21 protein-coding genes are annotated in these 24700 nt (G+C 62.5%); 7 read left to right on the top strand and 14 right to left on the bottom strand.

The annotated features are described in order from the left end of the window. Nucleotides 1-38 precede the first annotated feature (38 nt). A complete protein-coding gene (locus tag M5B99_RS07720; protein WP_248803472.1) occupies nucleotides 39-740 on the top strand; it encodes an HAD-IA family hydrolase in 702 nt (233 codons plus the stop codon). Between the two features lie 12 nt (nucleotides 741-752). Here the strand turns inward: M5B99_RS07720 and M5B99_RS07715 are convergent, their stop codons facing one another. Continuing rightward, complete coding sequence (locus tag M5B99_RS07715) at nucleotides 753-1955, bottom strand: MFS transporter (protein WP_248803471.1); 1203 nt, start codon at nucleotides 1953-1955, stop codon at nucleotides 753-755. Between the two features lie 105 nt (nucleotides 1956-2060). Here M5B99_RS07715 and M5B99_RS07710 point away from each other — a divergent pair, with 105 nt between their 5' ends. Continuing rightward, on the top strand, nucleotides 2061-2951 hold the full coding sequence (locus tag M5B99_RS07710) for a LysR family transcriptional regulator (protein WP_248803470.1): 891 nt from the start codon (nucleotides 2061-2063) through the stop codon (nucleotides 2949-2951). Between the two features lie 126 nt (nucleotides 2952-3077). Here the strand turns inward: M5B99_RS07710 and M5B99_RS07705 are convergent, their stop codons facing one another. Further along, complete coding sequence (locus M5B99_RS07705) at nucleotides 3078-3824, bottom strand: 3-oxoacyl-ACP reductase family protein (protein ID WP_248803469.1); 747 nt, start codon at nucleotides 3822-3824, stop codon at nucleotides 3078-3080. 264 nt (nucleotides 3825-4088) lie between these two features. On the opposite strand from M5B99_RS07705, the gene M5B99_RS07700 reads away from it, so the two are divergent. Next, on the top strand, nucleotides 4089-5117 hold the full coding sequence (locus M5B99_RS07700; protein ID WP_248803468.1) for an Ldh family oxidoreductase: 1029 nt from the start codon (nucleotides 4089-4091) through the stop codon (nucleotides 5115-5117). Here M5B99_RS07700 and M5B99_RS07695 read toward each other — a convergent pair. From M5B99_RS07695 to M5B99_RS07680, 5 genes are all read right to left on the bottom strand, one after another. Next, nucleotides 5111-6079 carry a hypothetical protein gene (locus M5B99_RS07695; protein ID WP_248803467.1) on the bottom strand — a complete coding sequence of 323 codons (969 nt, stop codon included), beginning with the start codon at nucleotides 6077-6079 and terminating at the stop codon, nucleotides 5111-5113. The genes M5B99_RS07700 and M5B99_RS07695 overlap by 7 nt on opposite strands. Further along, complete coding sequence (locus M5B99_RS07690) at nucleotides 6076-10320, bottom strand: dermonecrotic toxin domain-containing protein (protein ID WP_248803466.1); 4245 nt, start codon at nucleotides 10318-10320, stop codon at nucleotides 6076-6078. The genes M5B99_RS07695 and M5B99_RS07690 overlap by 4 nt, the downstream gene beginning before the upstream one ends. A gap of 175 nt (nucleotides 10321-10495) precedes the next feature. Next, the gene (locus tag M5B99_RS07685; protein ID WP_412548704.1) at nucleotides 10496-14230 is read right to left on the bottom strand and encodes a dermonecrotic toxin domain-containing protein; all 3735 of its coding nucleotides are present in this window, start codon (nucleotides 14228-14230) and stop codon (nucleotides 10496-10498) included. A gap of 1054 nt (nucleotides 14231-15284) precedes the next feature. Then, complete coding sequence (locus M5B99_RS30150) at nucleotides 15285-15506, bottom strand: hypothetical protein (RefSeq protein ID WP_412548703.1); 222 nt, start codon at nucleotides 15504-15506, stop codon at nucleotides 15285-15287. A gap of 355 nt (nucleotides 15507-15861) precedes the next feature. Next, nucleotides 15862-16182 (bottom strand): DUF883 family protein, encoded by a 321-nt coding sequence (locus M5B99_RS07680; protein ID WP_248803464.1) that lies wholly within the window; start codon nucleotides 16180-16182, stop codon nucleotides 15862-15864. 166 nt (nucleotides 16183-16348) lie between these two features. Here M5B99_RS07680 and M5B99_RS07675 point away from each other — a divergent pair, with 166 nt between their 5' ends. Next, a complete protein-coding gene (locus M5B99_RS07675; protein ID WP_248803463.1) occupies nucleotides 16349-16603 on the top strand; it encodes a hypothetical protein in 255 nt (84 codons plus the stop codon). Nucleotides 16604-16609: 6 nt separating this feature from the next. Here the strand turns inward: M5B99_RS07675 and M5B99_RS07670 are convergent, their stop codons facing one another. Beyond that, complete coding sequence (locus M5B99_RS07670) at nucleotides 16610-17092, bottom strand: GreA/GreB family elongation factor (RefSeq protein WP_248803501.1); 483 nt, start codon at nucleotides 17090-17092, stop codon at nucleotides 16610-16612. 14 nt (nucleotides 17093-17106) lie between these two features. Then, nucleotides 17107-17523 carry a hypothetical protein gene (locus M5B99_RS07665; RefSeq protein ID WP_248803462.1) on the bottom strand — a complete coding sequence of 139 codons (417 nt, stop codon included), beginning with the start codon at nucleotides 17521-17523 and terminating at the stop codon, nucleotides 17107-17109. A gap of 125 nt (nucleotides 17524-17648) precedes the next feature. On the opposite strand from M5B99_RS07665, the gene earP reads away from it, so the two are divergent. Both earP and M5B99_RS07655 read left to right on the top strand, forming a co-directional pair. Then, a complete protein-coding gene (earP, locus tag M5B99_RS07660; protein ID WP_248803461.1) occupies nucleotides 17649-18782 on the top strand; it encodes an elongation factor P maturation arginine rhamnosyltransferase EarP in 1134 nt (377 codons plus the stop codon). A gap of 48 nt (nucleotides 18783-18830) precedes the next feature. After that, complete coding sequence (locus tag M5B99_RS07655; protein ID WP_100940667.1) at nucleotides 18831-19400, top strand: elongation factor P; 570 nt, start codon at nucleotides 18831-18833, stop codon at nucleotides 19398-19400. A 185-nt stretch (nucleotides 19401-19585) separates the two neighbouring features. Here the strand turns inward: M5B99_RS07655 and M5B99_RS07650 are convergent, their stop codons facing one another. The 4 genes from M5B99_RS07650 to M5B99_RS07635 all read right to left on the bottom strand — a co-directional run bounded on the left by M5B99_RS07650 (nucleotide 19586) and on the right by M5B99_RS07635 (nucleotide 22995). Further along, nucleotides 19586-20596 (bottom strand): alpha/beta hydrolase, encoded by a 1011-nt coding sequence (locus M5B99_RS07650; protein ID WP_248803460.1) that lies wholly within the window; start codon nucleotides 20594-20596, stop codon nucleotides 19586-19588. Nucleotides 20597-20622: 26 nt separating this feature from the next. Beyond that, on the bottom strand, nucleotides 20623-21042 hold the full coding sequence (locus M5B99_RS07645; protein WP_248803459.1) for an organic hydroperoxide resistance protein: 420 nt from the start codon (nucleotides 21040-21042) through the stop codon (nucleotides 20623-20625). A gap of 470 nt (nucleotides 21043-21512) precedes the next feature. Then, nucleotides 21513-21965, bottom strand: coding sequence for a MarR family winged helix-turn-helix transcriptional regulator (locus M5B99_RS07640; RefSeq protein ID WP_248803458.1), 453 nt, complete (start codon nucleotides 21963-21965; stop codon nucleotides 21513-21515). A gap of 79 nt (nucleotides 21966-22044) precedes the next feature. Next, nucleotides 22045-22995 carry a LysR family transcriptional regulator gene (locus M5B99_RS07635; protein ID WP_248803457.1) on the bottom strand — a complete coding sequence of 317 codons (951 nt, stop codon included), beginning with the start codon at nucleotides 22993-22995 and terminating at the stop codon, nucleotides 22045-22047. A 76-nt stretch (nucleotides 22996-23071) separates the two neighbouring features. Here M5B99_RS07635 and M5B99_RS07630 point away from each other — a divergent pair, with 76 nt between their 5' ends. Beyond that, nucleotides 23072-23848: a sulfite exporter TauE/SafE family protein gene (locus M5B99_RS07630; RefSeq protein ID WP_263860428.1), complete on the top strand. Its 777-nt coding sequence runs from the start codon at nucleotides 23072-23074 to the stop codon at nucleotides 23846-23848. Here the strand turns inward: M5B99_RS07630 and M5B99_RS07625 are convergent. Beyond that, complete coding sequence (locus M5B99_RS07625) at nucleotides 23838-24692, bottom strand: LysR family transcriptional regulator (protein WP_177101648.1); 855 nt, start codon at nucleotides 24690-24692, stop codon at nucleotides 23838-23840. The two genes, M5B99_RS07630 and M5B99_RS07625, sit on opposite strands and share 11 nt — an antisense overlap. Between the last annotated feature and the right edge of the window lie 8 nt (nucleotides 24693-24700).

The raw sequence follows: 24700 nt of genomic DNA, 5'->3' as shown, positions 1-24700 counted from the left end.
ACGCTAGCAGGCTTTCTACCCTGTTTACGGCGGATGCCATGAGCGCAGCACTCTCTACCCTGGGCCCGGTAAAGGCCGTGATTTTCGATATGGACGGTTTGCTGCTCGACACCGAGGGTATCTACTCCGAGGTGACGCAATTGATCGTCGGTCGTTATGGTCGGACGTTCGGCTGGGATCACAAGCAGCACATCATCGGCCGTGGCGCCGGCGACCTGGCCCGTTACGTGGTCGAGGCCATGGCGCTGCCGTTGAGCCCCGAGGAGTTCCTGGCGGTGCGCGAACCGCTGATGCGCGAGCGTTTTCCCAAGGCCGGTTCCATGTCCGGCGCCGAGGCGTTGGTGCGGCATCTGTCGGCCCACGGGATCCCGATTGCGGTGGGCACCAGTTCCTCGCGAAGCTCGTTCGAGTTGAAGACTACCCTGCACCGGGAGTGGTTTGCGCTGTTCGATACCATTGTCACCGCCGATGACCCGGAGGTCGGCGAAGCCAAGCCGGCCCCGGATATTTTCCTGCTGGCGGCCAAGCGCCTGGGGGTGGCGGCCGAGGACTGCCTGGTGTTCGAGGATTCGCCGTTCGGCGTGACAGCGGCCAAGGCGGCGGGGATGTATGCGGTGGCGGTGCCCGATCCGGCGATGGCGGCGGAGAAATACCAGCATGCGGATCGGATCGTGCAGTCGCTCAAGCATTTCCCTCTGACACCGGTGGGGTTGCCGGCAATTGACTGGGCGGTTGTTTGATGGCGTTGTCGTTCAGGCGGCCGACACCGACAGTCCGCTGCGGCGCTGCATCACCACCCAGATCCCCAGCGCCAGGGCGGAAATAAAACCACCGGCGGTGACGATGCCGTTCCAGCCATAGGGCCCGTACAACTGCGCCCCGAGCAGCGAGCCCAGCGCGCCGCCGATGAAATAGCAGGTGATGTAGCCGGCATTCAGGCGGTTGCGCGCCTGGGGGCGGACCTTGAACACGGCGTTCTGGTTGCTGACGTGAATCAGTTGCACGGCAAAGTCCAGCACCAGCACGCCGATCAGCAGCGCCACCAGCGAATGCCCGGCAAAGCCCAGTGGCAGCCACGACAACAGCAACGCCAGCAGGCCCAGGGTGGTGGCGAATTCGCCCTTGCCGCGATCGGCCATGCGTCCCCCCAGGTTGGCTGCCATGGCACCGACGGCGCCGGCCAGGCCGAACAGACCGATGACCCCGTCCGAATAGCCATAGGGCGGGCTTGCCAGCAGGAAGGCCAGGGGCGTCCAGAACAACGCGAACAGGCAGAAGGTCAGCAGGCCCATGACGGCGCGCAGCCGCAGCACCGGCTCCTCGACGAACAGGCGGAACACCGAGCCGAGCAGGGCCGGATAACTCAGTCCGGCGTGCTGGTGATGTTCCGGCAGGGCGCGTAGCAAGGCAAAAGCACAAATGAACATCAGGCCGGCGGCCAGCAGGTAGATGCTGCGCCAGTCGCCGACATCGGACAGCAAGCCGGCCGCCGTGCGCGCCAGGAGAATGCCCAGCAACAAGCCACTCATCAGCGTGCCGACCACCCGCCCGCGCTGTTCCGGCGCGGTCAGGCTGGCGGCCATGGGCACCAGCACCTGGGCCACCACCGAGAACAGGCCTGCCAGCGCGGTGCCGAACAGCAGCCAGGGCAGGCTCGGCGAAAACGCGCTGATCAGCAGCCCGAGGGCGCTGAGCAGGGTCATGATGAAAATCAGCCGGCGTTGTTCGAACAGATCCCCCAGCGGTACCAGCAACAACAGTCCGGCGCCGTAACTCAGCTGGGCGGTGATGACGATGGTGCCGGCGGTGCCAGTGCTCAGGCCCAGGTGCTGGGCGATGGTGTGCAGCAGCGGCTGGGCGTAATAGTTACTGGCGACCGCGAGGCCGGTGGCGATCGACATCAGCAGGATCAGGGCAGAACTCAAAGGTTTGTGTGTGACGTTGGTGTCGGACATTGACTGTCTCTGAGTAGGAATTCGATGCGCGAATTATCTGGAATGTCCTAGCATGACGCCAATGCATTGTTTTCATTCTATCCATCTTGAAACGAGATACAGGCGATGAACCTCAAGCAGATCGAATATGCCCTGGCGGTGGCGGACGAGGGCAGCTTCACCCGCGCGGCCGAGCGCTGCCATGTGGTGCAGTCGGCCCTCAGTCATCAGATCGCCCGTCTGGAAGAGGATCTCGGCGCGTCGCTGTTCGAGCGCAGTTCGCGCAAGGTGCGCCTGACCGCGGCCGGCGAGGCGTTTGTACGCAGTGCGCGACCGGCGTTGGAGGCAACCCGACGGATTGTCGCCGAAGTGGCGGCGGCTTCCGGCGAGGTGCGCGGCAGCCTGTCCATCGGCAAGATCTCGTCCCTGACCGAAGTCGACCTGGTGGGTTTGCTCGCGCGGTTCCACGGACTTTATCCACAGGTGGATATTCACTTGAACATGAGCAAGAGCGAGTCGCTGATGCTCGATGTGCGTGAACGACGGCTGGACCTGGCGTTTGTCGGTTTATGGCCTGGGGAAAAGATCGAGGGCCTGGCGCAGCGTTTGCTGGCGGAGGAAGAGTTGGTGGCGGTGCTGCCGCCCGGGCATCCGTTGACCCGTTTCGAGCGTCTGCCGCTGGCGGAGCTGGAGAACCAGCCGTTGGTGGATTTCCAGGCCGGTACGGCGGGGCGCCGTCAGACCGATGAGGCCTTTGCCGCGGCAGGCTTGCGCCATCGGGTGCAGTTCGAGGCGGGCAATGTGATGCTGGTGGGGGAGTTCGTGCGTCGGGGGCTGGCGTTGGGCTTGGTGCCGAAGAAGATCGCCGAGGGCTTCGAGGGCGTGGTGACGCTGGCGGTGTCCGACGCGCCGTCGCGTCACCTGTACGCGGTGTGGTCGCATACGCCGACGCCTGCGGCCGCGGCATTTCTGCTGTTGCTGGAGCAGGCGTTGGCCGGACGGGATGCCGTGTCGTGAGGGAGAACGCTATCGCAAGCAAGCTCGGCTCCCAGGGTTTGCGGATCGAACCGGAGTTCTGTGCACGAGCGCAATCCTGTGGGAGCCGAGCTTGCTCGCGAAGGCGTCAGTTCGGACAACCGCGCCTCAGGCGCTGAACCCGCCATCGATGGTCAGGCTGGCCCCGGTGATGTAGCCGGCTTCCGGCCCGGCCAGGTAGGCGACGAAGCTGGCGATTTCCTCGACCCGGCCATAACGGCCACCGGCCATGAGGCTGATCAGGCTCCCGGCGAAATCGCTGTCGGCCGGGTTCATGTCGGTGTCCACCGGACCGGGTTGCACGTTGTTGACGGTGATGCCCCGTGGCCCGAGATCCCGTGCCAGGCCCTTGGTCAGGCCCACCAGCGCGGATTTGCTCATGGCGTACGGGGCGCCCCCGGCGAACGGCATGCGCTCGGCGTTGGTGCTGCCGATGTTGATCACCCGACCGCCTTCGCCCATGTGCCGGGCGGCTTCCTGGGTGGCGATAAAGACGCTGCGCACATTCACCGCCAGGGTCCGGTCGAAGTCTTCCAGCTTGAACTCGTCAAGCGGTGCCATGGCCAGTACGCCGGCATTGTTGACCAGGATGTCGATTCGGCCAAAGGCTTCGACGGTGTTGCTGACCGCATGGCGAATGGCTACGGCGTCGGCGCTGTCGGCCTTGATCGCCAGGGCCTTGCCGCCGTCGGCGATCACGCTGTCCTGCAGGGCCTTGGCCTTGGCATCGGAACTGACGTAGGTGAAAGCCACTGCCGCGCCCTGGGCCGCCAGGCGCTTGACGATGGCGGCGCCGATGCCACGCGAGCCGCCCTGGATCAGGGCTACCTTGCCGTTGAGATTGTGTTCGTTCATTTCGTCCTCCAAAGTTCCGGGCCGGGAAGGGAAGCGGCCGCGTTGTTGGAGTCTAGTATCGAGCTCGGGTTACGGGCTGTGTAGACGGTAAACGTTACCGTCTGTGTAAACCGTATCGGGCCGTGCGCCGGGCAGTCGTCGGGCCAACGCTTCGATGCCCTGTTTGACAAGCGGTCCCTCGCCGCCGGATAGTCTGGAGGCCTGCCCAAGCACTGCTTTTCTCTCATCGATCGAATAATAATTAAATCGGAATCGGAGCTTCGGATGTCTGTACCCCGCGAGACGGCTAGTCAAACTATTTCCTATGACGATCTGGTGGCATTGCTTGCCCAGGTCTTCCGGCGGCATGGCACCTCGGCGGAAGTCGCCCGGGTGCTGGCCGAGAACTGCGCCGGCGCCGAGCGCGACGGCGCCCACAGTCACGGTATATTCCGGATTCCCGGTTATGTCTCCACGCTCGCCAGCGGCTGGGTGGATGGCAAGGCCATTCCCCTGGTCGAAGATGTCGCTTCCGGCTTTGTCCGGGTCGATGCCGCCAACGGTTTCGCCCAGCCGGCCCTGGCCGCCGCCCGCGGGTTGTTGCTGGAAAAGGCCCGCAATGCCGGGATCGCCGTGCTGGCGATTCGCAATTCCCATCATTTCGCCGCGCTCTGGCCGGATGTCGAGCCCTTCGCGTATCAGGGGCTGGTGGCTCTGAGCGTGGTCAACAGCATGACCTGCGTGGTGCCTCACGGCGCCGAGCGCCCGCTGTTCGGGACCAACCCGATCGCCTTCGCCGCACCGCGGGCCGGCGGCGACCCGATCGTGTTCGACCTGGCCACCAGCGCCATGGCCCATGGCGATGTACAAATCGCCGCCCGCGAGGGCCGCAGCCTGCCGCCCGGCATCGGCGTGGACCGCGACGGCCAGCCGACCTGCGACCCCAAGGCGATCCTCGACGGCGGCGCGCTGCTGCCGTTCGGCGGCCACAAGGGCTCGGCGTTGTCGATGATGGTCGAGTTGCTGGCGGCGGCCCTGACCGGCGGGAACTTTTCGTTCGAGTTCGACTGGTCGAAACACCCCGGCGCCAAGACCCCCTGGACCGGGCAGCTGATTATTGTCATCGACCCGGCCAAGGCGGCCGGGCAGGACTTCGCCGAGCGCGCCCGGACGCTGGTCAGCCAGATGCAGGGTGTCGGCCTGCAACGCCTGCCGGGAGACCGGCGCCACCAGCAGCGGGCCGAGTCCCTGCGCGACGGGATCGTCCTGGCCGAGGGCGATCTGCAACAGTTGCGCGAACTGGCTGCTCAGTAGGCATTGCCGCCTGGGGTGTGCGACAGCGCAGGCGCGCGGTTGGCCTCTCGCTGGGGGAGGGGGTGGTACTCGAGCGGTCTTCCCAGATGCGTGAGCAGTAAGGTCAGGGAGTCGGCGTTATCCAGGATGACATCGACTCTTTTTTGCTTATCCGAGAAAAAAATTCTGCGGGCTTGCGCCAGACCCCGGGCTCCGGTGAGTTGCAACACTCGCCGGTAAGGTCTTCCCACCACGTCGTTCCAGTGCAAGTCGTCATCGTCGGGTTCTTTGAACAGTTCGCTGGCGGGGGTGGTCGCGGAGAAGGCGTGCTTCTGGACGCGCTCCATGGCGTCGTGGTGCAGCCTTCCCACCAGCGTGCTGGTATCCAGCAGATCCACGAAGGGCCGGCTCGAGTCCAGATAGTTGAAGTCGAGGGTGTCGAGTACCAGATGGCTGACTTCATGCAACAGGACCGCTGCCATGTTGTGTCCCAGCATGTCGAAGGTTCTCAGGCGCGTGGGGTAGTAGGCCTGGAAGCCGGGATCAAAAAAACGTTCGGTCAAATAGATTCTCCTGGTCGTTTCGCTGGGCAAGGTGAACGCCTGGGTGCCCTGCTCCGGATGTAGGGCCGAACCCACGACATAGCGTAACGAGGTCTCGGGACTGAGCGATGGCTTGAGCAGTTCCCCAAGCAACATGTGCGCGCGGAATTTGACTTTCATTATCGTGCGTTCATTCAACGGCGACGTATCGAAGAACTCTTCCATGAAGAGACGGCGCTTCTGATCCTTGGGCGTATCGAAAAAAAGCCGGTCCAGGTTCATCATGGCGGCGTTCAGATAGGCCACGGCTTGTTCGTGGCCATGGCGAATCATGCGCGCCCGATTGGGGTAGAGGAGACGGATATTGTCCATCCCGACCGCCTGCACACGTATTTCCTCGCGGACCGCTTTTTGGTTCACGCAATGATTGAACAGTTTCATGGTTTCAGGTCCTCGATGCAGTGTCCTTGCAGGTCGAATGACCACTGTTGGTGTCGGTCCTGTTGCAGCCAGGGACCGCGGACGCGATCCTTGACGATGCGCCAACGCCGGTCTTCTTGCTGGACCTGGAAGACCCTCCCGCCGACCACCGCGAAGGTGTTGCCGCTCGTCGATTCGCGGTGCAGGCCGGTGGCTTGATCCAGGGTCATCTCCTCCAGCGCCACCTCATGGGCTTCATGCTCGAGGATCCGGTTTTGTTGTCCGGGCGTCAGGCGTCTGTTACCCCAGGCCGGCACGGGAAAGGGCGACTCGATGGCTTTCCTGAGTTCGCTATGGGCGATGCCGGCCAAGCTCGAGCGGCCCCATCCCCGGCGTGCCACCGCCAGTTGCGCAAGGCTGATGGCGAACGCCTCGATCGCCTCGCTCCAACGGTGCTGCCAGGCTTTTTCCGCGGTATCCCTGAGTTGCGGGAGGGTCTGCCAGATCAGCAGCGGCAAGCGCAACCGGCCGAGCAGGTATGTCTCGCCCTGGTCAAGGCCACTCCTGAGCCAGGACAAGGCGTTGCTCCAGGCCGAGCCCTGGTCCTGCACGCTCTGCCGGCCGAGCATGTCCTTGAGCAGCGCGGTTGTATCCCGGTAGAGCTGCTGGAAGAGATTGCCGCGCAGCGGATTGTCAGCGAGCGCCAGGGGAGCTCGCTGCGCCGTTAATGCCTGTTGTGCGTAGTGCTCGCGCCGCTCCGGGGCAAGCCTGTCGAGGACCCGTTGTTGCAGGCTTTCCGAGTCCTTGAGATCAGCCAGCAATGCCGCCTCATCGGGGTACTCCCGGAAAATCGGTTGCGGGCCCTGTGGGCTGAACAGGATTCGCGGGCCGTGCTCGCCGGGTTGCGGGGCGATCAGGTAGAAACCGGCCACGGGGTCGGCTTTCGACTGGGCATCGCTGATCAACTCCAGCGGACGCAGGTCGATGCGTTGTCCGTTCAAGGTTTTCCTGGCGAGACCGTCCGGCATCGCCAGCAGGTGTTTGATAAAACCGTGGGCGCTGGCGGACAGGGTGTTCTGGAGCACCTGGCTGAAAGCGTGCAGCAGGCTTTGCCAGAAAAAGTGCTGGCGAAAGGCAGGACGGCGTTGACGGTCGGACAGATAAGAATCGAGCAGGTTCGCATAGTGGCTGCCAACGGCGGCCTCTTGTACCAGGGTCTTGAGACGATCAGGGGTCAATGCCCTGGGCAGGACACCTTCGAGCAGGCGCACGATGATCGAACCGTGGTCGATGTCATCGAAGTGCCGCAGGGCGAAGTCGGTCAGCGATTCGCGAATGACCTCGGCGGTATTGCGCCGCGTCAGCGCGATGCTGATCTTGTCGGGGTCCAGGCGGGCTGTCGGAAAGTCCCGCGACAGCAGGCTCGTGACCTTGGTCCTGGCGTTGTCGCGGATATCGGGAATGTCCTGGTGATAGTCCGCCGTGGTCGCGGCATCCTGGCGATAGCGGTCGAGCAGGGACGCCAGGGCGAACTGGCGGCTGTCGCTGGTGTTGGCCAGCCAAGTTGGCAAGGCCAGGTGCAGGGCGGCGTTCTCCGCGGCCCGGATGGCTTTTTCCAGCATCGGAACCGTCGAGTGGCTGTCGAGGCAGGACTGCAGGTGCTGGTCAAAGTGCTCGCCCACGAACGTTGACTCCGTGGCCTGGGTCAGATCGCCCAGCGCCTTGTCGACCAGCGAGTGTTGTTGATGGCCGCGAAAGCCGTTTTGAATCAATTCAAAATCCAGGGCCGGATAGGCCCGGTGGTGGCTGGGGTGGTTCTGCGGGATGGGCAGATTTGCCGGTCGTTCGCTTCTGGCGATGTTCTCCAGCAGGGACAGGCGCTCCACGGGGTCATGCAGACGCCGATGCAGTTCGACCTCGGCGGCGTGAAACGAGTGGAAGGCTTCCGCTCCCTGGACCGGCGTCCATAGCAGCACGGTGCCGGAGTGTTCAGTGTCCAGGCCGCCCCGCTCGGTCAGCAGAAAGCAGTTGCGCAGCTTGACCGGCACAGACGCTGCGTCGGTCTTGAGCGTCAGCGCGAAGGCATCCGGAATGAAGCCGCGCAAGCCCGGGCGCTGGTCCCGTCGATGGCTGTCGAGAATGTTGTCGAGCAGCTCCAGGTCGGTTTCGCTCAGGGTGTTGTGCAGCACCTTGAGTTGCGCTTCGCGGCGCAATCCGCTGGTCACGGCCTCGCTCAGGGATTCGGACAGCTCGCCATACAGCGAGCGCTGCTGACGCAGATAGTGGCCGAGAAAATCTGCCAGGGTCTTGTCGACAAGGGTATTGAGCAGCGTTATATCCAGGTTGGCAACCCGCGCCCAGTTGCCCTCGACATCCTTGCTGAACAGGCCGATGTGGGAGGCCTGGGGGAGCGCGCCAGTGTGCTGGGTCAGGCGTTCGAGAAAGTGTTCTACCAGACTCTGCGAGTGGCTGGGCACAAGCGTCGTTTCACCGAGTGCGGGAAGCGCGGACGCATACTGATTGATGTAGAGGTTGACGGGCGACAGGTTGCCTCTATGGGCAAGGTTCAGTTCCCTGGACAGCTCGCTCTGGATGAAGGCCTTGAGGGACGGGCGCCGGTTCAGGCCCGTGGTGATTTTGCCCTTGAGTTCATTCAGGGTTTTCAACTGGTATCTGACGGTGTCCAGGGTCGGCGTCAGGGTTCGTCGCAAGCCCGGTGTCACGGCCTTCTCGCTGGGCGATAGATCCAGACGGTGGCTCCAGCGACCCAGCGGGCCATGTGCAGCCAAGCGCGGGTCGATCAAGGCGCGAACATCCAGTGCTTGCTCGAACGCCGCGGCAAGGGCCAGCGCGCCGTTGCTGGCGCGATAGCGCTCGAGCACGTACGTCACGTTATCCAGTTGCTTGGCGGCGATGGTATTGAACAGTTCCTTGAAGAGCGACGGGTTGCCCGGTGCCAGTGCGACGCTGACGGTCTCCGAGTTCTTCAGGCCGGCGCGTTCGCGCAGTGACAGGCCATGACGCAGATCATTGCCCTGAACCGGGTCCTGAAGCAGAGTCTTGACCGAGGTCAGTAGTGAGGCTTCGCTTTCGAACGTCTGCAGTCGGGCGGCGCCATAGAAGAAGAAAACCGGGTGCTGCCGACGCTCGCTGCGCACGACAAAGGCATTGGCCGGTGCGCACGAGAGTTCGTCGGTTTTGACATCCAGGGTATAGGGCGTCAGCTCGTGCAGTCTTGAGGCATCCAGAGGGTAAAACCCGCACAGTGGGTAGAAGTCCTCGGGACTGAGACTGTTCCAGTCTTGTTCCTGTTGCAGCAGCTCGGCACGGAAGCGGGTGCCCAGGGTATCGATGAACAAATCCCGGCGTGGTTGGCCATTGTCGAGGGGCTGGTTCCAGAAGGCTCGCAGTGCGCTTTCCAGGTGGCTGTACAACTGGCCGGAGAGGCTCGCAAGGGTATTCTCCCAGACGCTGGTATCGGCCGCCGAGCAGGTATAGCCGGGGGCAATGAATTCGCGGCTCTGGCCCGCGGGCCAACCGCCGCGGTTGTAGTGTTCCAGTAAGGTCTCGCTGAGTAAGCGGGTTGAAACCTGCCGTTGCGGCAGCGGCGGCGTGTGCTCGTCCGCGATCGGACGTTCATGGTTGATCACCCTCAGGGCCGTCAGGCTGACCTGGGGGAAGCGCTTGCCCAGTCTGCTCTCGAACAGTTGGTTGAGCAGTGCTTTCAGTGTGGGCAAGTTGAGCAATTCGTCATGCAGGTTTTTCAGGGTGTAGTCGAAGTAGGTTTCGATGGATTGGCGTCGATCGGTCAGGACCAGCCCCCGGATCGGTTCCGAGACCAGGACGGGCGGTGGGTCGTAGCCAATTGCGGACTTGATCCGGAGTGCGACGAAGCGCAGTAACTCGTCGCGTTGCGCGGCCAGGCTCAGGCGTTCGAGCAGTTTCGTCAGCACCTGGTCGCGGGCGTCGAAGCGCTCCAGGCCGAACGCCGGGGTACAGAGGAACACCGGGTGCCCAGGGGGACCGCTGACCAGGAAAGCGCCGGCCAGGTCGGCCGCCGGAGAGCCTTGCGCCACGATGAAGAGTTTATCGACGAACATGGGGGTATCGAGTGCCTGGCGGGTAGCCTGACTGGCCAGAAACAGGTTGCGCAGCCAGTTGCGATCGGCGGTCTCGATATGAAGTGATTGCTCCAGTTCGCTGGGGGTATCACGCAGCTCAAGGGCCTGTGACAAGTAATAGACGGAGGGTTGCTCGGACATGTTCTGTGCCTTCGTTCAGGTTGACGACAGGCGCGTTTCGCCGGGGCGAGGTCGCGCTGGTGAAGGACAGAAACGCTACAGGGACCCATTCGTTGGACGGCATTAGATAGTGCTGGGGGGAAGAGGCCCCCGTCATGAGCGACAGGGGCAAGCCGTTCGCGCCTGGGGATTGGACTCAGGCCGGCGGACCACTGAAAATCGGGTAGAACTCCAGGGGCCGTCCCAGGTAGCTGATGAGCAGGGCGAGGGAGTCCGCATTGGCCAGGATGACATCGACTCTGCGCGCGCCGTCGTAGAGAAACTCCCAGCGTGCATCGTCCAGGTTGGCGGTCCGGGTCAGTTTCAGTACCCGTCGGTACGGTTCGCCGTGGATGTCTTCCCAGGTATCGCTGACCTCGTCCAGAACCTTGAACAACTCCGTGGCGGGCGTGTGCTGTGACAGTGCCGTTTCCTGAAGCTCTTTCAAGCCCATTTGGCGTTCACGCCCTGGTGTGGTGGAGTTGTCAATCAGATCATAGAAGGGCCGGAAGGCGTCCAGGTAGGCGATATCGACGGTATCGAAGACGACGTGGCTGAACTCATGGATCAGAATACAGGCCATGTTATGCAGCACGGTGTTGAAGGTTCTCGGCCTGATGGGTTCATAGTCTTGCAGGCGGGGCTCGAAAAACAGTTCATTCAGATAGATTTTCTGGGCCCGGTCGCAGAGCACCACGAAAGCCGCGCACAATCGCTCCGGTTGCCTGGCGGCCCCGACGACATAGAGCTTGGAGAGGTCAGGCGAGCGGGCGGGCGACAGCAGCTCCATGAGCAATTTATCCAGCATGCCGGCGATTCTCTGGTTCAGGCTTTGGCTGATGCTCCTCAGCCCCAGGAATTCCTTGAGGTAAAAATGTCGCTGTTTGTCCAAGCGGGTATTGGCCGCAAGCGACTTCAAGTGTTGCCGGGCGTTTTTCAGATAGGTGACGGCCAGGGCGTGGGCCTGCCTTAGCTGCCGGGCCTTGTCCGGATAGAGCCGCCTGATTGCCTGCATGCCCACGGCCTGTACCTTCACTTCGGTGCGCACGGTCTGTCGGGCGCTGATGCGATTGACCAGCCGATTGATAGGCCCGCCACCGAGCAAGCGGCCTTTGAGGTCCATGTCCCACAGGTTTTGCGCATCCTTCCTGAGCCACGGTCCGTTTTCCTGATCGCCGACGATCCGCCAGCGTCCGTCCTCGGCCTGGACCCGGAACACTCGTCCGCGCACGCAGGCGTACTGCTGCTGGCTGGCCGAGTCGGTGTAGATCTGCAAAGACCGATCATGCTCCAGATCCTTCAAGGCGATGTCGTGGACTTCATAGCTCAGCAAACGGCTTTGCTGTTCCTGGGTCAGAGCCATGTCTCCCCACTCGGGCTGCGGTGGGAAGGGCGCCGCGAGCGGGGTTGGCGGAGCTCCAGGCGGCTCGGTTGGCTTCTTGCCAGGTGTCTCGGTTGGCTGTAGGAGGCTGTCGAGGGGGCTTGAGAGCGGAGCCTTTCGTGACAGCGCCACTTGCGTCAGGGCACCGATGAATTCCTCCATTGCCACGCGCCAGTGACCCTGCCAGGCATTGTCCGCGGCGTCCTTGAACTGCGGCAGGGTTTGCCAGATCAGCCAGGGTATGCGCAAGCGGCCGAGCATGAATCGGGCGCCCTGCTGGAGTGGGTTGCCGAGCACGGCAACCACAGTGCTCCATGCCGAGTGCTGTCCCTTGACGTTCTGCAACCCCAGCTGTGTTTTCAGCAGGGCAGTCATGTCGTTGTACAGCCGGTGCAGGAAGTTACCCTCGATAATGTTCCAGGTGACGCTGACGGCCTGGAGACTGAATAACTGTTCGGTGTAGTGCTGGCGCACGGTATTGGAAAGCCTGTCGAGTACCAACTGCCGCAGGGGCCCGGGACGGCCGAGTTCGTTCATGAAGGTCGATTCGCTGGTGTACTCCCGGAAGGCGGCGTGCTCGTCGTACGGGCTGTAGAGCACGAGCGGCCCCTGGGTATCGGGTCGTCCGATCAGGTACAGGCCCAGGGCCGTGTCCGCGACCTTTTGGGCCCGGCGCAGCAGTTCCAGTGGACGCACGACAATCTTGCTGTCCGCGAACAAGGTACGGGCCACACCGTCGGGCATGCCCAGCACATGTTTGATAAAGCCGTGGGCCTGGGCCGACAGTGATTTGCGCAGGTACTGGCATAGCGCATGTTCGAGGCTTTGCCAGATCAGGTGGGGACTGAACAGCGCTTGACGCTCGGGGACCCGGCGCTCACCGTGAGACAGATGCGAGTCCAGCAGCGCCGCATAATGCGTGCCGATGTCCGCCTCCTTGATCAGGCTGTTCAAGTGCGTGACCGTCAAGTCCTCCGGGAGGACGCGGGTCCCCGAGAGGGTGATCGCGGCGCTGTCGCTTTCGTCGCGATGCAGCAGCGCGTAGTCGCTCAGCGCCAGCAGTCCGGCGCTCTTGGCATCCGGGGTCAGTACCGATAGCTGCACGGTATCCCGACTCAAACGCAGCGAGGGAAAGTCGCGGGTCAGCAGACCGCGGATTTTTGTCCAGGCAAAGTGCCCAATGGTGGGGATGCCGTGATGGTAGTCCAGGGGCTCGTCGATATGCTGCCGGTACTGGTCCAGCAGGGTGGCCAGGGCCAGTTGTGCCTCGGCGTCGGCACTTGCCAGCCAGGCCGGCAGTGCCGCATTGAAACAGGTGTTCTGTGCGGCTTCCAGGGCCTTTTCCAGGGGCGCCACCGAGGCGTGCTGGAGCAGGCAGGACTCAAGCTGATGTTGCAGGCTGGCGGCCGGCAACTGTGTCGTGCTGGCCAGGGCGATATCGCCCAGTGCCTTGTCGACCACGGAATGGACGCGGTCGCTGAGGAAGTTGTTCCTGATGCGCTCGAAGCCGATCCTCATGCCGTGGTACGGGCGGCTCGTCGAGCGCAGTGCGAGGGGGCGGTCCGCGGCCAGGTTTTCCAACAGCAAAGAGCATTGCTCCGGGGTGTGCAGGCGTCGATTGAGTTCGCTCTCGGCGCAGTGCAGTGACTCGAATGTTTCGAGTCCGGTGGCCGGTGTCCACACCAGTGCGCTTCCCGAATTGAGCGGATCCAGCCCACCCCGCTCGGTGATCAGAAAGCAATTGAACAACGTGTGCGGCAGCGATTGCTCATCGATTATCAGCGTAAGGCCGAAGGCATCCGCAATGAAGCCCCGCAAGCCTTTGCGCCCTGGGCTGTCCGGGCTGTCGAGGAGACTTTCGAGCAGCTCCCGGGCGCTGTCCTCCAGGGTGCCGGCGAGCACCCGTTGCTGTGCTTCGTAACGCAGCCCCTTTTCCAGGGCTTCGCTGATCAGTGCGCTGATTTGCGTATAGATCGAGCGCTGCTCGTGCAGAAAGCCTGGCTGCAAGCCCAACTGCGCGGCCGCGACGAGTTGATTGGCGATCGCGCTGTCCAGGTTGGCGATCCTTGACCAACTGCCGTCCTTGCCGTGACCGAACAGTCCGCTGTTCGGGGCCTCTGCCAGTGGCGGGGCCAAGCCGACCGAGCGTTCCAGAAAATATTCGAGCAGGGTGATCGAGGTGATGGGCTGGGGGGCCTGCTGCTCGGTCCAGTCGCTTTCGAACTGGTTGATGTAAACCGTCGAGGGGTCCAGTTCGGCCCGCTTCATCTTGACCAACTCCTGCTGCAGCGCGCTTTGTGCGAATGCCATGAGACCGGGACGTCTGGCCAGTTCGGTGTTGAGCCGGGTTTTCAGTATCTCGAGCGCGCGCCACTGCTCTTTGGCGCGGGTCCGTGCGCTGGTCAGCGACTCGGGGAGGGGCAATGGCCGAGGCTGATCGTCTGTCGACAGGTCGAGACGGATACTCCAGTCCCCGCGGGGATTGATCGACTGCAGTTTGCTGTTGATCATCTGGCGTACGTCCAGGGCAACCTCCAGGGCCGCCGCGAGATTCAGTTGCCCTTTGCTCCGGCTGTGACGGGTCAGTACGTAATCGATGTTTTCCAGTTGCTTGGCGATGATCGCCTCCAGCCGGTTTGCGAAGACTGGCAGGGGGAGGGGGGCCAGTTGTGTGGTCTGTGCGGGGAACTGTCGCAGATCGGTGAGTTCGCTCAGCGACAGTGTTTCTGCCAGTTCGTCACGGCGTTCGACAGCGTGCAACTCCAGCAGCAGATGGTGGTTCAGGGCGTCCTGGCCATTGAGTTCGACCAGTCGGCCGTAGCTGTAGACAAACAGTGAGCCGGTGACGGATGGGTCGCTGACCAGGAACGCATTGGCGAGTGCGGCCTGGGAGGGCTTGGTGGTTGTGTAGCCCAGGCTCTTGATGTGGGTCTGCGGCAGTCGTGTTGACCTGTAGGGATAAAGGCCGGCCAGCCAGTAGTGGGTCCTGGGACCGATGCTGTCCCATTGCAATTGCTTGAACAGTTCGGTGCGCCAGCAACTGCCCATGACCTCGGCAAAAAAACACCGGCGTGAGTAGCCGTTGCCCATCTTGGCGTTCCAGTAGCTTTCCAGCTCGCTTTGCAAGCGCGCCTTCAGGCTGCCGGAGATTGTCGTGATGGCATTTTCCCAATATTCGATATCAGCCGGCACCGCGTTGTAGCCAGGGGCGACGAAGACGCGGCGCTGATCGGCGGGCCAAGCTCCGGTGCGATAGTGTGACAGCAGCGCCTCGCTCAACGAGTGAGGCGCGGCGGGCGGGCGTTGCGGTTCGCTGGCGTCATCGTCATCGTTGTCGCTTCGGCTGGCGCTGGCATGGCTGAGCATTTTGACGGTCGCCAGGTTGACGTTGGCAAAGCGGCGACCCAGCTCATCGTTGAGCATTTTGTCGAGCAGCGCGGCCAGGCTGGGCAACTTGAGCAATTCCTCGTTCAAGGCCTGCAGGTTGTGTTTTTCATGGGAATCGATCGAGCGGCGTCGGTCGAGGAACACCGCGCCTTCGATAGGTTCTGTCTTGAGCTTGAGGTCAGCGTCGAACTTGAGGTTGATCTTGATATCGAGCGCGACGAAACGCAGCAACTCGTCGCGCTGTGCCTCGCTTGTCAGGCGCTCGAGCACGGCGTCGATGGCTCCGGTTCTTGTTTCGAAATGTTCCAGGCCCCAGCTCGGACTGTAGAGATACGAGCAGTCCTGCGTGCGCGGACTCATCAGGAAGGTCCCCGCCAGATCCACGAGCGCTGCGCCGTATGGGCTGAGGATGATTTTTTCGACAAGCATCGGGTCTTTGAGCGCCTGGCGGGCGACTTGGTTGGGAAGCAGGACGTTTCTCAACCAGATGCGATCAGCCTGGGTGATTTTCAGCGCTTTTTCCCGTGCATTGGGGGCGTCGCGCTGTTCCAGGACTTCGGAAAACTCGTAGGGAAATGAATCGAGGGTCATGGTTTTGCCTTCGTGCGTACTGACGAACCGCTGGGCGCTGGCAGGCCAGGCTTTGCGGGGAATGGCAAAAACGCTATCGAGTGGCGGGGGACTGGGGTGGTAGATAGAGCTGCGGGGGAAGTGTCCCTTGTCGCGGCGGCAAGGGACCGTTCAAACGGCGACGATCAGTGGCGACGGCCCAGCAGCAGGCCGACCACCAGGCCGAAGCCGGCGGAAATCGCCACGGTCTGCCAGGGATGCCCCCCGATATAGATTTCGGTCGCTTCGACCACCGGCTGGGTGCTTTCCCGCACGTGGGTCACGGAGTCCAGCGCCTGCTTGAGCTTCTGGCTGATCTGGGTGCGCAGGCTCTCGCCTTCCTCGCCCACCAGCGAGGCGCTTTCCTTCAATAGCCTCTCCGACTCCTGGATCAGTGCTTGCAGCTCGCTGAAGGCCTGGTCCTTGATCTGGTCTTCGGCGGCTTGTACGGCGGATTTACGGGCCATGGTGATCTTCCTTTCAAGTGAATGAGGGGATTAACAATCTGAGTCGGCTGGGCTGCTGAAAGTTGCAAAATTTTCCGCCATGGCCCAGGGGCGGGCCAAAATCCTCGGCAGGATATTTCCATCGACGGTGTAAGATATACCTCTATTTACACCGCAGGATTTTCCAATGAGCTTCAATCTGGCTAACAAGTCCCTGGCTGAGCGTGCCGCTCTCGAGGACGAGAAGTCCCGGCTGTTCGACCTCTGGCAGAGCAACCTGGGCAAGGCCAAGGGCGAGGCCGCGCGTCTGTTCGGCGAGCGCGCCAAGCGCAAGGGCAAGTGGGCGGAGTGGGTGCGCGCGGAACTCGACACCCTGTCGCCGCCGGAATACACCAGCATGGTCCGCAGTGAGGTCAATCGCCTGATGGCGGCGACCAAGTAGAAGCACTCACTCCACTCGGATGATGCTGTAGCGCTGGGCCACGCCGCCGACCTTGATCGCCACTTCGTCGCCGTCCTGCTTGCCCAGCAGGGCACCGCCCAGGGGCGAGTGCGGGCTGATCACGGTGATCGACTGGCCGCCTTCCTCGACCTTGAGCCCGGCGGCATCGGGCGCCAGGAACAGCCATTGTTCGCTGCCGTTCTCAGCCTCGAGAGCCAGCAGGGCGCCCAACTGGATGCCGCTTTGCTCGTTATACGGGCGCAGGGGCAGTTCCCGGCAGCGCTTGAGAGCCTGGCGGATTTCCTCCATGCGCCGGGCTTGTCCGGTGGCCAGGTACGAGGCTTCCAGGCCCAAGGTGTCGTATTTGTTCTCGGCGACGTTTTCTTCGTGGGTCGCGGTTTCGTAGGCGGTTTGTGCCGCGCGTTGCAGGACGTCGAGATCGATTTCCAGCAATTCGAGGAGCCGTTGATGCACGGCGTGCTTGTCCATCACGGTGATGTCGCTCAATTGCAGAACTGCAGCACGTTGGCGCGGCTCTTGTCAGTGGGGGCGGTCTGGTCCTGCTGCAGCCAGAACTGGCACTTGGGGTTGGACAGATTGCGGTAGCTGCTGCGGGCCTGTTCCAGGCGCTGCTGTTCTTCGTTCTTGGAGAGGTTCTGTTTGTACTGCTCGAACATCTGCGTCGAATCGCCACCGCTTTGTGGTGCCGGCGTGTTGACGGCGGGGGCCGGGTTGCTCAGTTGACGGGCGGCTTCGGCCAGCGGTGCCAGGGGCTGCGGAACAAAGATCCGCGCCACCACCCAGGCCGTCAAGGCCAGGGCCATGACCCCGAGCCAGAGGCCCAGGGCGATGCTGGCGGTCAATTGCAGTGGATTGAGGGTGACATAAATGGGGCGACGCGCTTGTCGGCGGTAAGGCATGGTGACCTCCTGGCAGGGCGATTCGGAGCAAAGGCGCATTGTCGCATGAAGATTAATCAACATCGGCTCTTCTGCACGCGCAGATTTATGCGGACAATCGGCGCTTTTGCCAAACGGAGCCTGGAATGAAGGCCACCTGGGATATTTTCTGTACGGTTGTGGATAACTTCGGCGATATCGGGGTGACCTGGCGTCTGGCCCGACAGTTGGCCGCCGAGCATGACTGTGCCGTGCGTCTGTGGGTCGATGATCTGCGGGCTTTCGAGCATCTGTGCCCGGCGATCGATGTCGGGCTCGAGCGGCAGTCGCAGCGTGGGGTCGAGGTTTGCCGTTGGTCGGCGCCCTGGTCGCTTGTGCCAGCGGCCGATGTGGTGATCGGCGCCTTTGCCTGCGCGTTGCCCCACGAGTACATGGAGGCCATGGCGCAACGGGACAAGGCGCCGTTATGGCTCAATCTCGACTATCTGAGCGCCGAAGACTGGATCGTCGGCTGCCACGGGTTGCCGTCGGTCAAGTTCAAGCAGGTGCAGAAGTTCTTCTTTTTCCCCGGCTTCCAGGTCGGTACGGGTGGCCTGCTGCGGGAGGCCGGGCTGCTGGAGCAGCGTCGGGCTTTTGTGCAGGATCCGCGGGCGCGTTTTGATTTCCTGCGTGGACTCGGCGTCGAACCGACAGACGGTGCACGGCTGATTTCGTTGTTCGCCTACGAGAACGAGGGGCTGGCCGGTTGGCTCGATGCCCTGGCGACCGATATCCGGCCGACGCACCTGCTGGTGCCGGTGGGGCGTATCCTGGCCGATGTCCAGCGTTGGCTGGGCGTCGAGGGCCTGGTGGCGGGCGCCCGTGAGGTCCGTGGTCAGTTGGCGGTGCAGGTGTTGCCGTTCGTCCCCCAGGAGGATTACGACCGCCTGCTGTGGAGCTGCGATTTCAACGCGGTGCGCGGTGAAGACTCGTTCGTGCGGGCGCAATGGGCAGGGCGGCCGCTGCTCTGGCACATCTATCGCCAGGAGGATGACGTTCACCTGGACAAGCTGGAGGCCTTTCTCGGGTTGTATACCCAAGGGCTGTCAGCACCGGCCAAGGCGGCGTTCGAGGGCTGGTGGCGGGCCTGGAATACGGCGGGCGACATGGCGTCGGCCTGGAAAACCTTGCTGGAAAACGAGCGGGAGCTGGCCGAACACGCCGAGCGCTGGTGTCTGGAACAAGGTTCGCGGCCCGATCTTGCCACGGCGCTGGTGAAGCTTTACCTAAATTGGATATGATACGCGGCCTAGATTTATGTACATCCCATCCAAATTCGGATATTCGCAATGAAAACTGGTAAAGAACTGAAACCCGGGACCGTGATCCGTCTCGAAAACGATCCTTGGCTGGTTCAGAAAGCTGAATTCACCAAGTCCGGTCGCAACAGCGCGATCATGAAGACCAAGCTGAAGAACCTGCTGACCGGTTACAAGACCGAGATCGTCTACAGCGCCGATGACAAACTGGACGACGTGATCCTCGACCGTAAAGAAGCGACCTTGTCCTTCATCAGCGGCGACTCCTACACGTTCATGGACACCTCCGACTACACCATGTACGAGCTGAACGCCGAAGACATCGAGGCTGTTCTGCCATTCGTGGAAGAAGGCATGACCGACGTCTGCGAAGCGGTATTCTTCGAAGACCGCCTGGTTTCCGTAGAGCTGCCGACCACTATCGTGCGTCAGGTTGACTACACTGAAGGTTCCGCTCGCGGCGACACTTCCGGCAAGGTGATGAAGCCTGCCAAACTGAAGAACGGTACCGAACTGTCGGTGGCTGACTTCATCGAAATCGGCGACATGATCGAGATCGATACCCGTGAAGGCGGTTCCTACAAAGGTCGTGCTAAATAAGCACTGCTTTTCGCCACACGAACAAAAAAGCCCGGACATGCTCCGGGCTTTTTTGTGTCTGCTTGTTTCTGGGAAGTCACCGCGATTCCCCGTGGGAGCCGGCTTGCCGGCGATGAGGCCCTTGAGTGTTGCATCGACTTCAAGGACGCCATCGCCGGCAAGCCGGCTCCTGCTGGGGGAGGGACCTATTTCAGGTGTTCCTTCAGCTCTTGCGACGCCTGCAGCATGGCTGAGCGGACTTCCGGCACCTGGCTGACCACATTGAGCAAGCCGAAGTCATGGATCATGCCGTTGTAGCGCACGCTGGTCACCGGTACGCCGGCCTCATCCAGCTTGCGAGCGTAGGCCTCGCCCTCGTCCCGCAGTACATCGGCGCCGGCGGTCTGGATCAGCGCGGGCGGCAGGCCCTTGAGCTGATCGGTGGTAGCGCGTAGCGGCGAGGCATAGATCTCGCCGCGTTGCCGGGCATCGGTGGTGTAGTTGTCCCAGAACCATTTCATCATGTTCTTGCTGAGGAAGTGGCCCTCGGCATACTGGTTGTAGGACGCCGTCTCGAAATTGGCATCGGTCACCGGCCACAGCAGCAGCTGGAACTTGATCGTCGGCGTGCCCTTGTCCTTGGCCATCAGGCTGACCACCGCGGCCATATTGCCGCCGACGCTGTTGCCGGCCACGGCCAGGCGCTTGCCGTCGAGATTGATCTCCTTGCCGTGTTCCGCCACCCATTTGGTCGCGGCGTAGGCCTGGTTGATCGCCACCGGGTAGTGCGCTTCCGGAGACGGCGTGTAATTGACGAACACCGCCGCCGCACCCGATCCGACCACCAGATCACGCACCAGTCGCTCGTGGGTCGGGAAATCCCCGAGGACCCAGCCGCCACCGTGGAAGAACATGAACACCGGCAACGTGCCCTTGACCCCGGCCGGGCGGACGATGGTCAGCTCCAGCGGCTTGCCGTCGACCTGGATGGTCTTCTGACTGACATCGGCGCGGGGCAGATTCAGCTTGACTCCCGACTGTGCCCCGGAGAGTACGGCGCGTGCTTCGGTCGGTGTCATCTGTTCCATCGGCTTGCCGCCGCCGCTGTTCAAGGCATTGAGAAATGCCTGGGTGTTGTGCTCGACATCACCGGCGAAGGCGCCCTGGACGGACAGCGCGAGCAGGGTACCGGTCAGGACTTTGCTGAAAGTGTTCATGTTCGGATCCTTGACTGACGAGGTGGTTAGACAGTGACGTGCAGGCGGACGTCGACATTGCCACGGGTGGCGTTGGAGTACGGGCAGACCTGGTGGGCGGCGTCGACCAGGCTCTGCGCTTCGGCTTGTTCCAGGCCCGGCAGGCTGATGTGCAGGTCGATATCCAGGCCGAAACCTCCGGGGATCTGACCGATGCCGACATGGGCGGTGATCGCGGCGTCGGCCGGGATCTGCCGTTGGCTCTGGCTGGCGACGAATTTCAGGGCACCGATGAAGCAGGCCGAGTAACCGGCGGCGAACAGTTGTTCCGGGTTGGTCGCCGCGCCGCCGGCACCGCCGAGTTCTTTCGGGGTGGCGAGCTTGACGTCGAGGATCCGGTCGCTGGAAACCGCACGGCCGTCACGGCCACCGGTGGAGGTTGCGATTGCGGTATAGAGAGTTTGCATGATGAGCCTCGTCGTTTCAGGTTCGTGTATTGTGCGCTAATTGTTTGCGCGTTAACTAAGTGCGAGATAAATGTATCTCGCAAATATATTGCGCGCAAGTTAAATTTTCAAAAAAGACTGGCTTCGGTTTTTTGGGGCTGGATCAGGGAGGGATGCTAACGGTAACCGCGAGGGGGTTCGGCGAGCCGGATCGCTCTTGCGGCTAGGAGCGATCGGGCTTTTCTGTAGGAGCCGGCTTGCCGGCGATCAGCGCGAAGCGCTGAAAAGAGGCGAAATTTGAGGCGGAACACGGTTTTGTGGCGAGCGGGCTTGCCTTAATGCCAGTCAGTTAAGGGGGGATATTGAAAACGTCACTTAACCTGTGGGAGCGCTGCTTGCCCGCGAAGCTTTTAGCGGTCTCAACGGCCTCTTCGCGAGCAAGCTCTGCTCCCACAAGGACCGTGTTCTGCCTTAACTGGCTGGCATCAGGGTCAGAGGCTGTCTTGCAGATGGCCGCGCAGGGCCACCAACTCGGCCTGAAGGGTGCGCAGGCGTTCCAGGGAATCGCCGCTGGCGGCGAGAATGCACTGCGGGATGCCCCGCGCCTGCTCGCGCAAGGCCTGGCCCTGTTCGGTCAATTCGACGATGACCACGCGCTCGTCCTCCTTGCTCCGGGTCCGGCTCAGCAGTCCCTCGCTTTCGAGGCGCTTGAGCAAGGGGGTCAGGGAGCCCGGGTCGGTCAGCAGGCGCGTGCTGATCTCGCCCACGGTCAGGCCGTCCTTTTCCCAGAGCACCATCATCGCCAGGTATTGCGGGTAGGTGAGGTTGAGGGCCTGGAGCAGGGGTTTGTAGACCTTGGTCATCAACAATGAGGTGGAGTGCAGGGCAAAGCACACCTGGTTGTCCAGAAGCAGGTCGTCACAGTTGTCGCGGTTGCTGGTCATCACTAAAGCCTTGTGCGTTACGTTCGATGAATCTAGCGGTCGAATCTTTAATGCGCCAGAGAATTTTCCCGGCCTAGTGTCATCCCAGGCCGCTTTGCAGGGCCAGGTCCCAAGGCGGTATGGGGCTGAAGCGCCCTTTGAGGAACTCCAGCAGCAAGCGGCTGCGGGAGTTGGCCGGTTGTTCCAGGCGCAGGGCATAGACACCGGAGCTTTCCGGCGCCGGCAGGCCGTTTTCGCAGAATAGCGGCAGTAGTTCGCCGCGCAGCAGGTATTCGCTGACCAGCCAGGTCGGCAGATGGGCGATGCCCAGGCCGGCCAGAGCCCCGGACAGCAGCGCCTCGGCGTTGTTCGAGGTCATGCGGACACGTTGTGGACGGTGCAGTTGCATCTGTCCGCCCTGTACGAAGCGCCAGGCCATGAACGGGGCCAGCGCGTCCCAGTCCAGGCCGTCATGGGTACTCAACTCGCTTGGGTGAGTCGGCGTGCCGCGATTTTTCAGATAGGCGGGGCTGGCGCAGGCGATCCGTACGATGCTCGCCAGGGGCGTGGCCACCAGACGGGTATCGGCCATTTGTCCGGCGCGCAGCACCAGGTCGACCTTGCCCAGGTTGGAGCCTTGCATATCGACGAAGCTGTCGATCAGGTGCAATTGCACATCCAGGCCCGGGTATCCGGTGAGGAAGTCGGCAATCGCCGGTGCCAGGTGACGACGACCGAAAGCCGCCGGCGCGTCGACCCGGATCAGCCCCTCGGGGGCGTTGCTCAGGGACACGGCTTCGGCCCGGGCCAGGCGCAGTTCGGCGACGATCCGCCGGGCCCGCTCGGCGAATGCCAGGCCGGCGGGCGTGGCCCGTACCGCATGGGTGCTGCGAATGAACAGGCGGCTGCCGACCGAATTTTCCAGGCTGTCGATCCGTCGGGCCACGGCGGATGGGGTCAACGGATAGAGGCGGGAGGCGGCGGAAAAGCTGCCGGTTTCCAGCACATCGAGAAACAGGCCGAGTTGATCGGTCAGGGTCGTGGGATTCATACGGGATTGCTTGTGCGAGATTGGCATAACCATTGTGCGTTGCTGTGCGTTTCCACGCTAGAGCGGACTGCGTAGCATGGGGCCATTGAGCGGGGAGACGGCGGTGATCGAATTGATTGAGTACTTGGTACTGGGCGCGGTGATGGGGGCGGTGGGTGGCGTGCTCGGCATTGGTGGCGGTCTGATTGCCATCCCGGTGCTGGGCATCCTGTTCGGCCTTGATCAGCAGTTGGCCCAGGGCACGGCACTGGTGATGGTGGTACCCAATGTGGTGCTGGCGTTGTATCGCTACAACCAGCGCAATCGTATCGAGTTGCGTCATGCGTTGCCGTTGGTGCTGATGAGTTTCTGTTTTGCCTGGGTCGGCGCACTCTGGGCGGTGGGGCTGGATGTACGGAGCATGCGCCTGGGTTTTGTCGGTTTTCTGTTGGCTTTGTCGCTCTACACCCTGGTGCGGGTGTTCATGGCGCCGGCGCTGGTCCATGCGCGGATGCGTTATCCCTGGCCTTGGCTGGGGTTGCTGGGCGCCGCGTCGGGGACCATGGGCGGCCTGTTCGGTGTGGGCGGGGCGGTGGTGGCGACGCCGTTCCTGACCAGCGTTTTCGGCACATCACAGGTGGTCGCCCAAGGGTTGTCGCTGGCCTTGGCGCTGCCCAGTACCAGTGTCACGCTGATTACCTATGCGGCGCATCATGAGGTCGATTGGAGGATGGGCGTCCCAATGGCCGTGGGTGGCCTGCTGAGCATCAGTTGGGGGGTGAAGGTTGCCCACGCCTTGTCGGAAAAACTCTTGCGCGTCCTGTTCTGTGGCTTCCTGATGATCTGCGCCGGATTGCTCGCGCTTAAAGTTTGAAGCCCTCGACGATGTGCTCGGCCAGGCATTCGGTGATCGGTGAGGGTTTGTTCAGGTTGCGCACCAGCATGATGTTGAGCAGGGGTAACTGGGGCAAGTCCTCGGCTTCGCCGAGAATCCGCCAGTCCTGGGGAATCAGGCTTTCCAACTGGGCGGTCATCGCCAGGCCGGCATTGACCACCGCCATGATCGTCGACAGGCTCGGGCAGTTGTAGGCCAGACGATAGTCCCGGCCACGGGCGTCCAGGGCATTGCAGGCCCATTGGGTACAGAAGCAATCGATACCGTCCATGGCCAATGGCAGGGGCGTTTGTTCGTGATTGGCGGAACATTGGGCTTCGGCCCACACCAGCCGTTCCTGGCGCAGCAACTGGCCGAGTTCATTGCCCGGTTTGCGGGTGACGATGGTCAGGTCCAGGTCGTGGCGTTGCAGCAGTTGCGTGGACGATTCGCAGTTCACTTCGATCTTGACCAACGGATAGAACTGCGCGAAGTGCGAGAGGATCCCCGGCAGGAAACGCATGACATAGTCGTCGGGCACGCCGATCCGCACCATGCCGACCATATGCGGCTCGCGCAGGGTGTTGAACACTTCGCTGTGCAGTTTCAGGATGCGTCGGGCGTACCCGAGCAGTACCTGGCCTTCGGCGGTCAGTCGCACCTGGCGTCCGTCGCGCTCGAACAACTGGCGTTTGAGCACATCCTCTTCCAGGCGTTTCATCTGCATGCTGACGGCTGATTGCGTGCGGTTGACCAACTCGCCGGCCTTGGTAAAGCCGCCTTGGTCGGCAATCGCGACAAAGGTGCGCAGAACGTCGGTGTCGATGCTCGGGTAGCTGGACAATTCATCAA

The sequence above is a fragment of the Pseudomonas sp. MWU13-2100 genome, assembly GCF_023242365.1.
Lineage (GTDB): Bacteria > Pseudomonadota > Gammaproteobacteria > Pseudomonadales > Pseudomonadaceae > Aquipseudomonas.
This window is presented reverse-complemented; position numbering and strand designations above follow the sequence as displayed.

Bases quoted from the DNA above. Each gene is read 5' to 3' on its own strand.
- M5B99_RS07685 (WP_412548704.1), bottom strand. From the start codon at position 14,230: ATGATCAACAGCAAACTGCAGTCGATCAATCCCCGCGGGGACTGGAGT.
- M5B99_RS07650 (WP_248803460.1), bottom strand. From the start codon at position 20,596: ATGAACACTTTCAGCAAAGTCCTGACCGGTACCCTGCTCGCGCTGTCC.
- M5B99_RS07715 (WP_248803471.1), bottom strand. From the start codon at position 1,955: ATGTCCGACACCAACGTCACACACAAACCTTTGAGTTCTGCCCTGATC.
- M5B99_RS07720 (WP_248803472.1), top strand. From the start codon at position 39: ATGAGCGCAGCACTCTCTACCCTGGGCCCGGTAAAGGCCGTGATTTTC.
- M5B99_RS07695 (WP_248803467.1), bottom strand. From the start codon at position 6,079: ATGAAACTGTTCAATCATTGCGTGAACCAAAAAGCGGTCCGCGAGGAA.
- M5B99_RS07670 (WP_248803501.1), bottom strand. From the start codon at position 17,092: ATGGACAAGCACGCCGTGCATCAACGGCTCCTCGAATTGCTGGAAATC.
- M5B99_RS07675 (WP_248803463.1), top strand. From the start codon at position 16,349: ATGAGCTTCAATCTGGCTAACAAGTCCCTGGCTGAGCGTGCCGCTCTC.
- M5B99_RS07710 (WP_248803470.1), top strand. From the start codon at position 2,061: ATGAACCTCAAGCAGATCGAATATGCCCTGGCGGTGGCGGACGAGGGC.
- M5B99_RS07655 (WP_100940667.1), top strand. From the start codon at position 18,831: ATGAAAACTGGTAAAGAACTGAAACCCGGGACCGTGATCCGTCTCGAA.
- M5B99_RS07690 (WP_248803466.1), bottom strand. From the start codon at position 10,320: ATGTCCGAGCAACCCTCCGTCTATTACTTGTCACAGGCCCTTGAGCTG.
- M5B99_RS07700 (WP_248803468.1), top strand. From the start codon at position 4,089: ATGTCTGTACCCCGCGAGACGGCTAGTCAAACTATTTCCTATGACGAT.
- M5B99_RS07645 (WP_248803459.1), bottom strand. From the start codon at position 21,042: ATGCAAACTCTCTATACCGCAATCGCAACCTCCACCGGTGGCCGTGAC.
- M5B99_RS07665 (WP_248803462.1), bottom strand. From the start codon at position 17,523: ATGCCTTACCGCCGACAAGCGCGTCGCCCCATTTATGTCACCCTCAAT.
- M5B99_RS07680 (WP_248803464.1), bottom strand. From the start codon at position 16,182: ATGGCCCGTAAATCCGCCGTACAAGCCGCCGAAGACCAGATCAAGGAC.
- M5B99_RS07635 (WP_248803457.1), bottom strand. From the start codon at position 22,995: ATGAATCCCACGACCCTGACCGATCAACTCGGCCTGTTTCTCGATGTG.
- earP (WP_248803461.1), top strand. From the start codon at position 17,649: ATGAAGGCCACCTGGGATATTTTCTGTACGGTTGTGGATAACTTCGGC.
- M5B99_RS07705 (WP_248803469.1), bottom strand. From the start codon at position 3,824: ATGAACGAACACAATCTCAACGGCAAGGTAGCCCTGATCCAGGGCGGC.
- M5B99_RS07630 (WP_263860428.1), top strand. From the start codon at position 23,072: ATGGGGCCATTGAGCGGGGAGACGGCGGTGATCGAATTGATTGAGTAC.
- M5B99_RS07640 (WP_248803458.1), bottom strand. From the start codon at position 21,965: ATGACCAGCAACCGCGACAACTGTGACGACCTGCTTCTGGACAACCAG.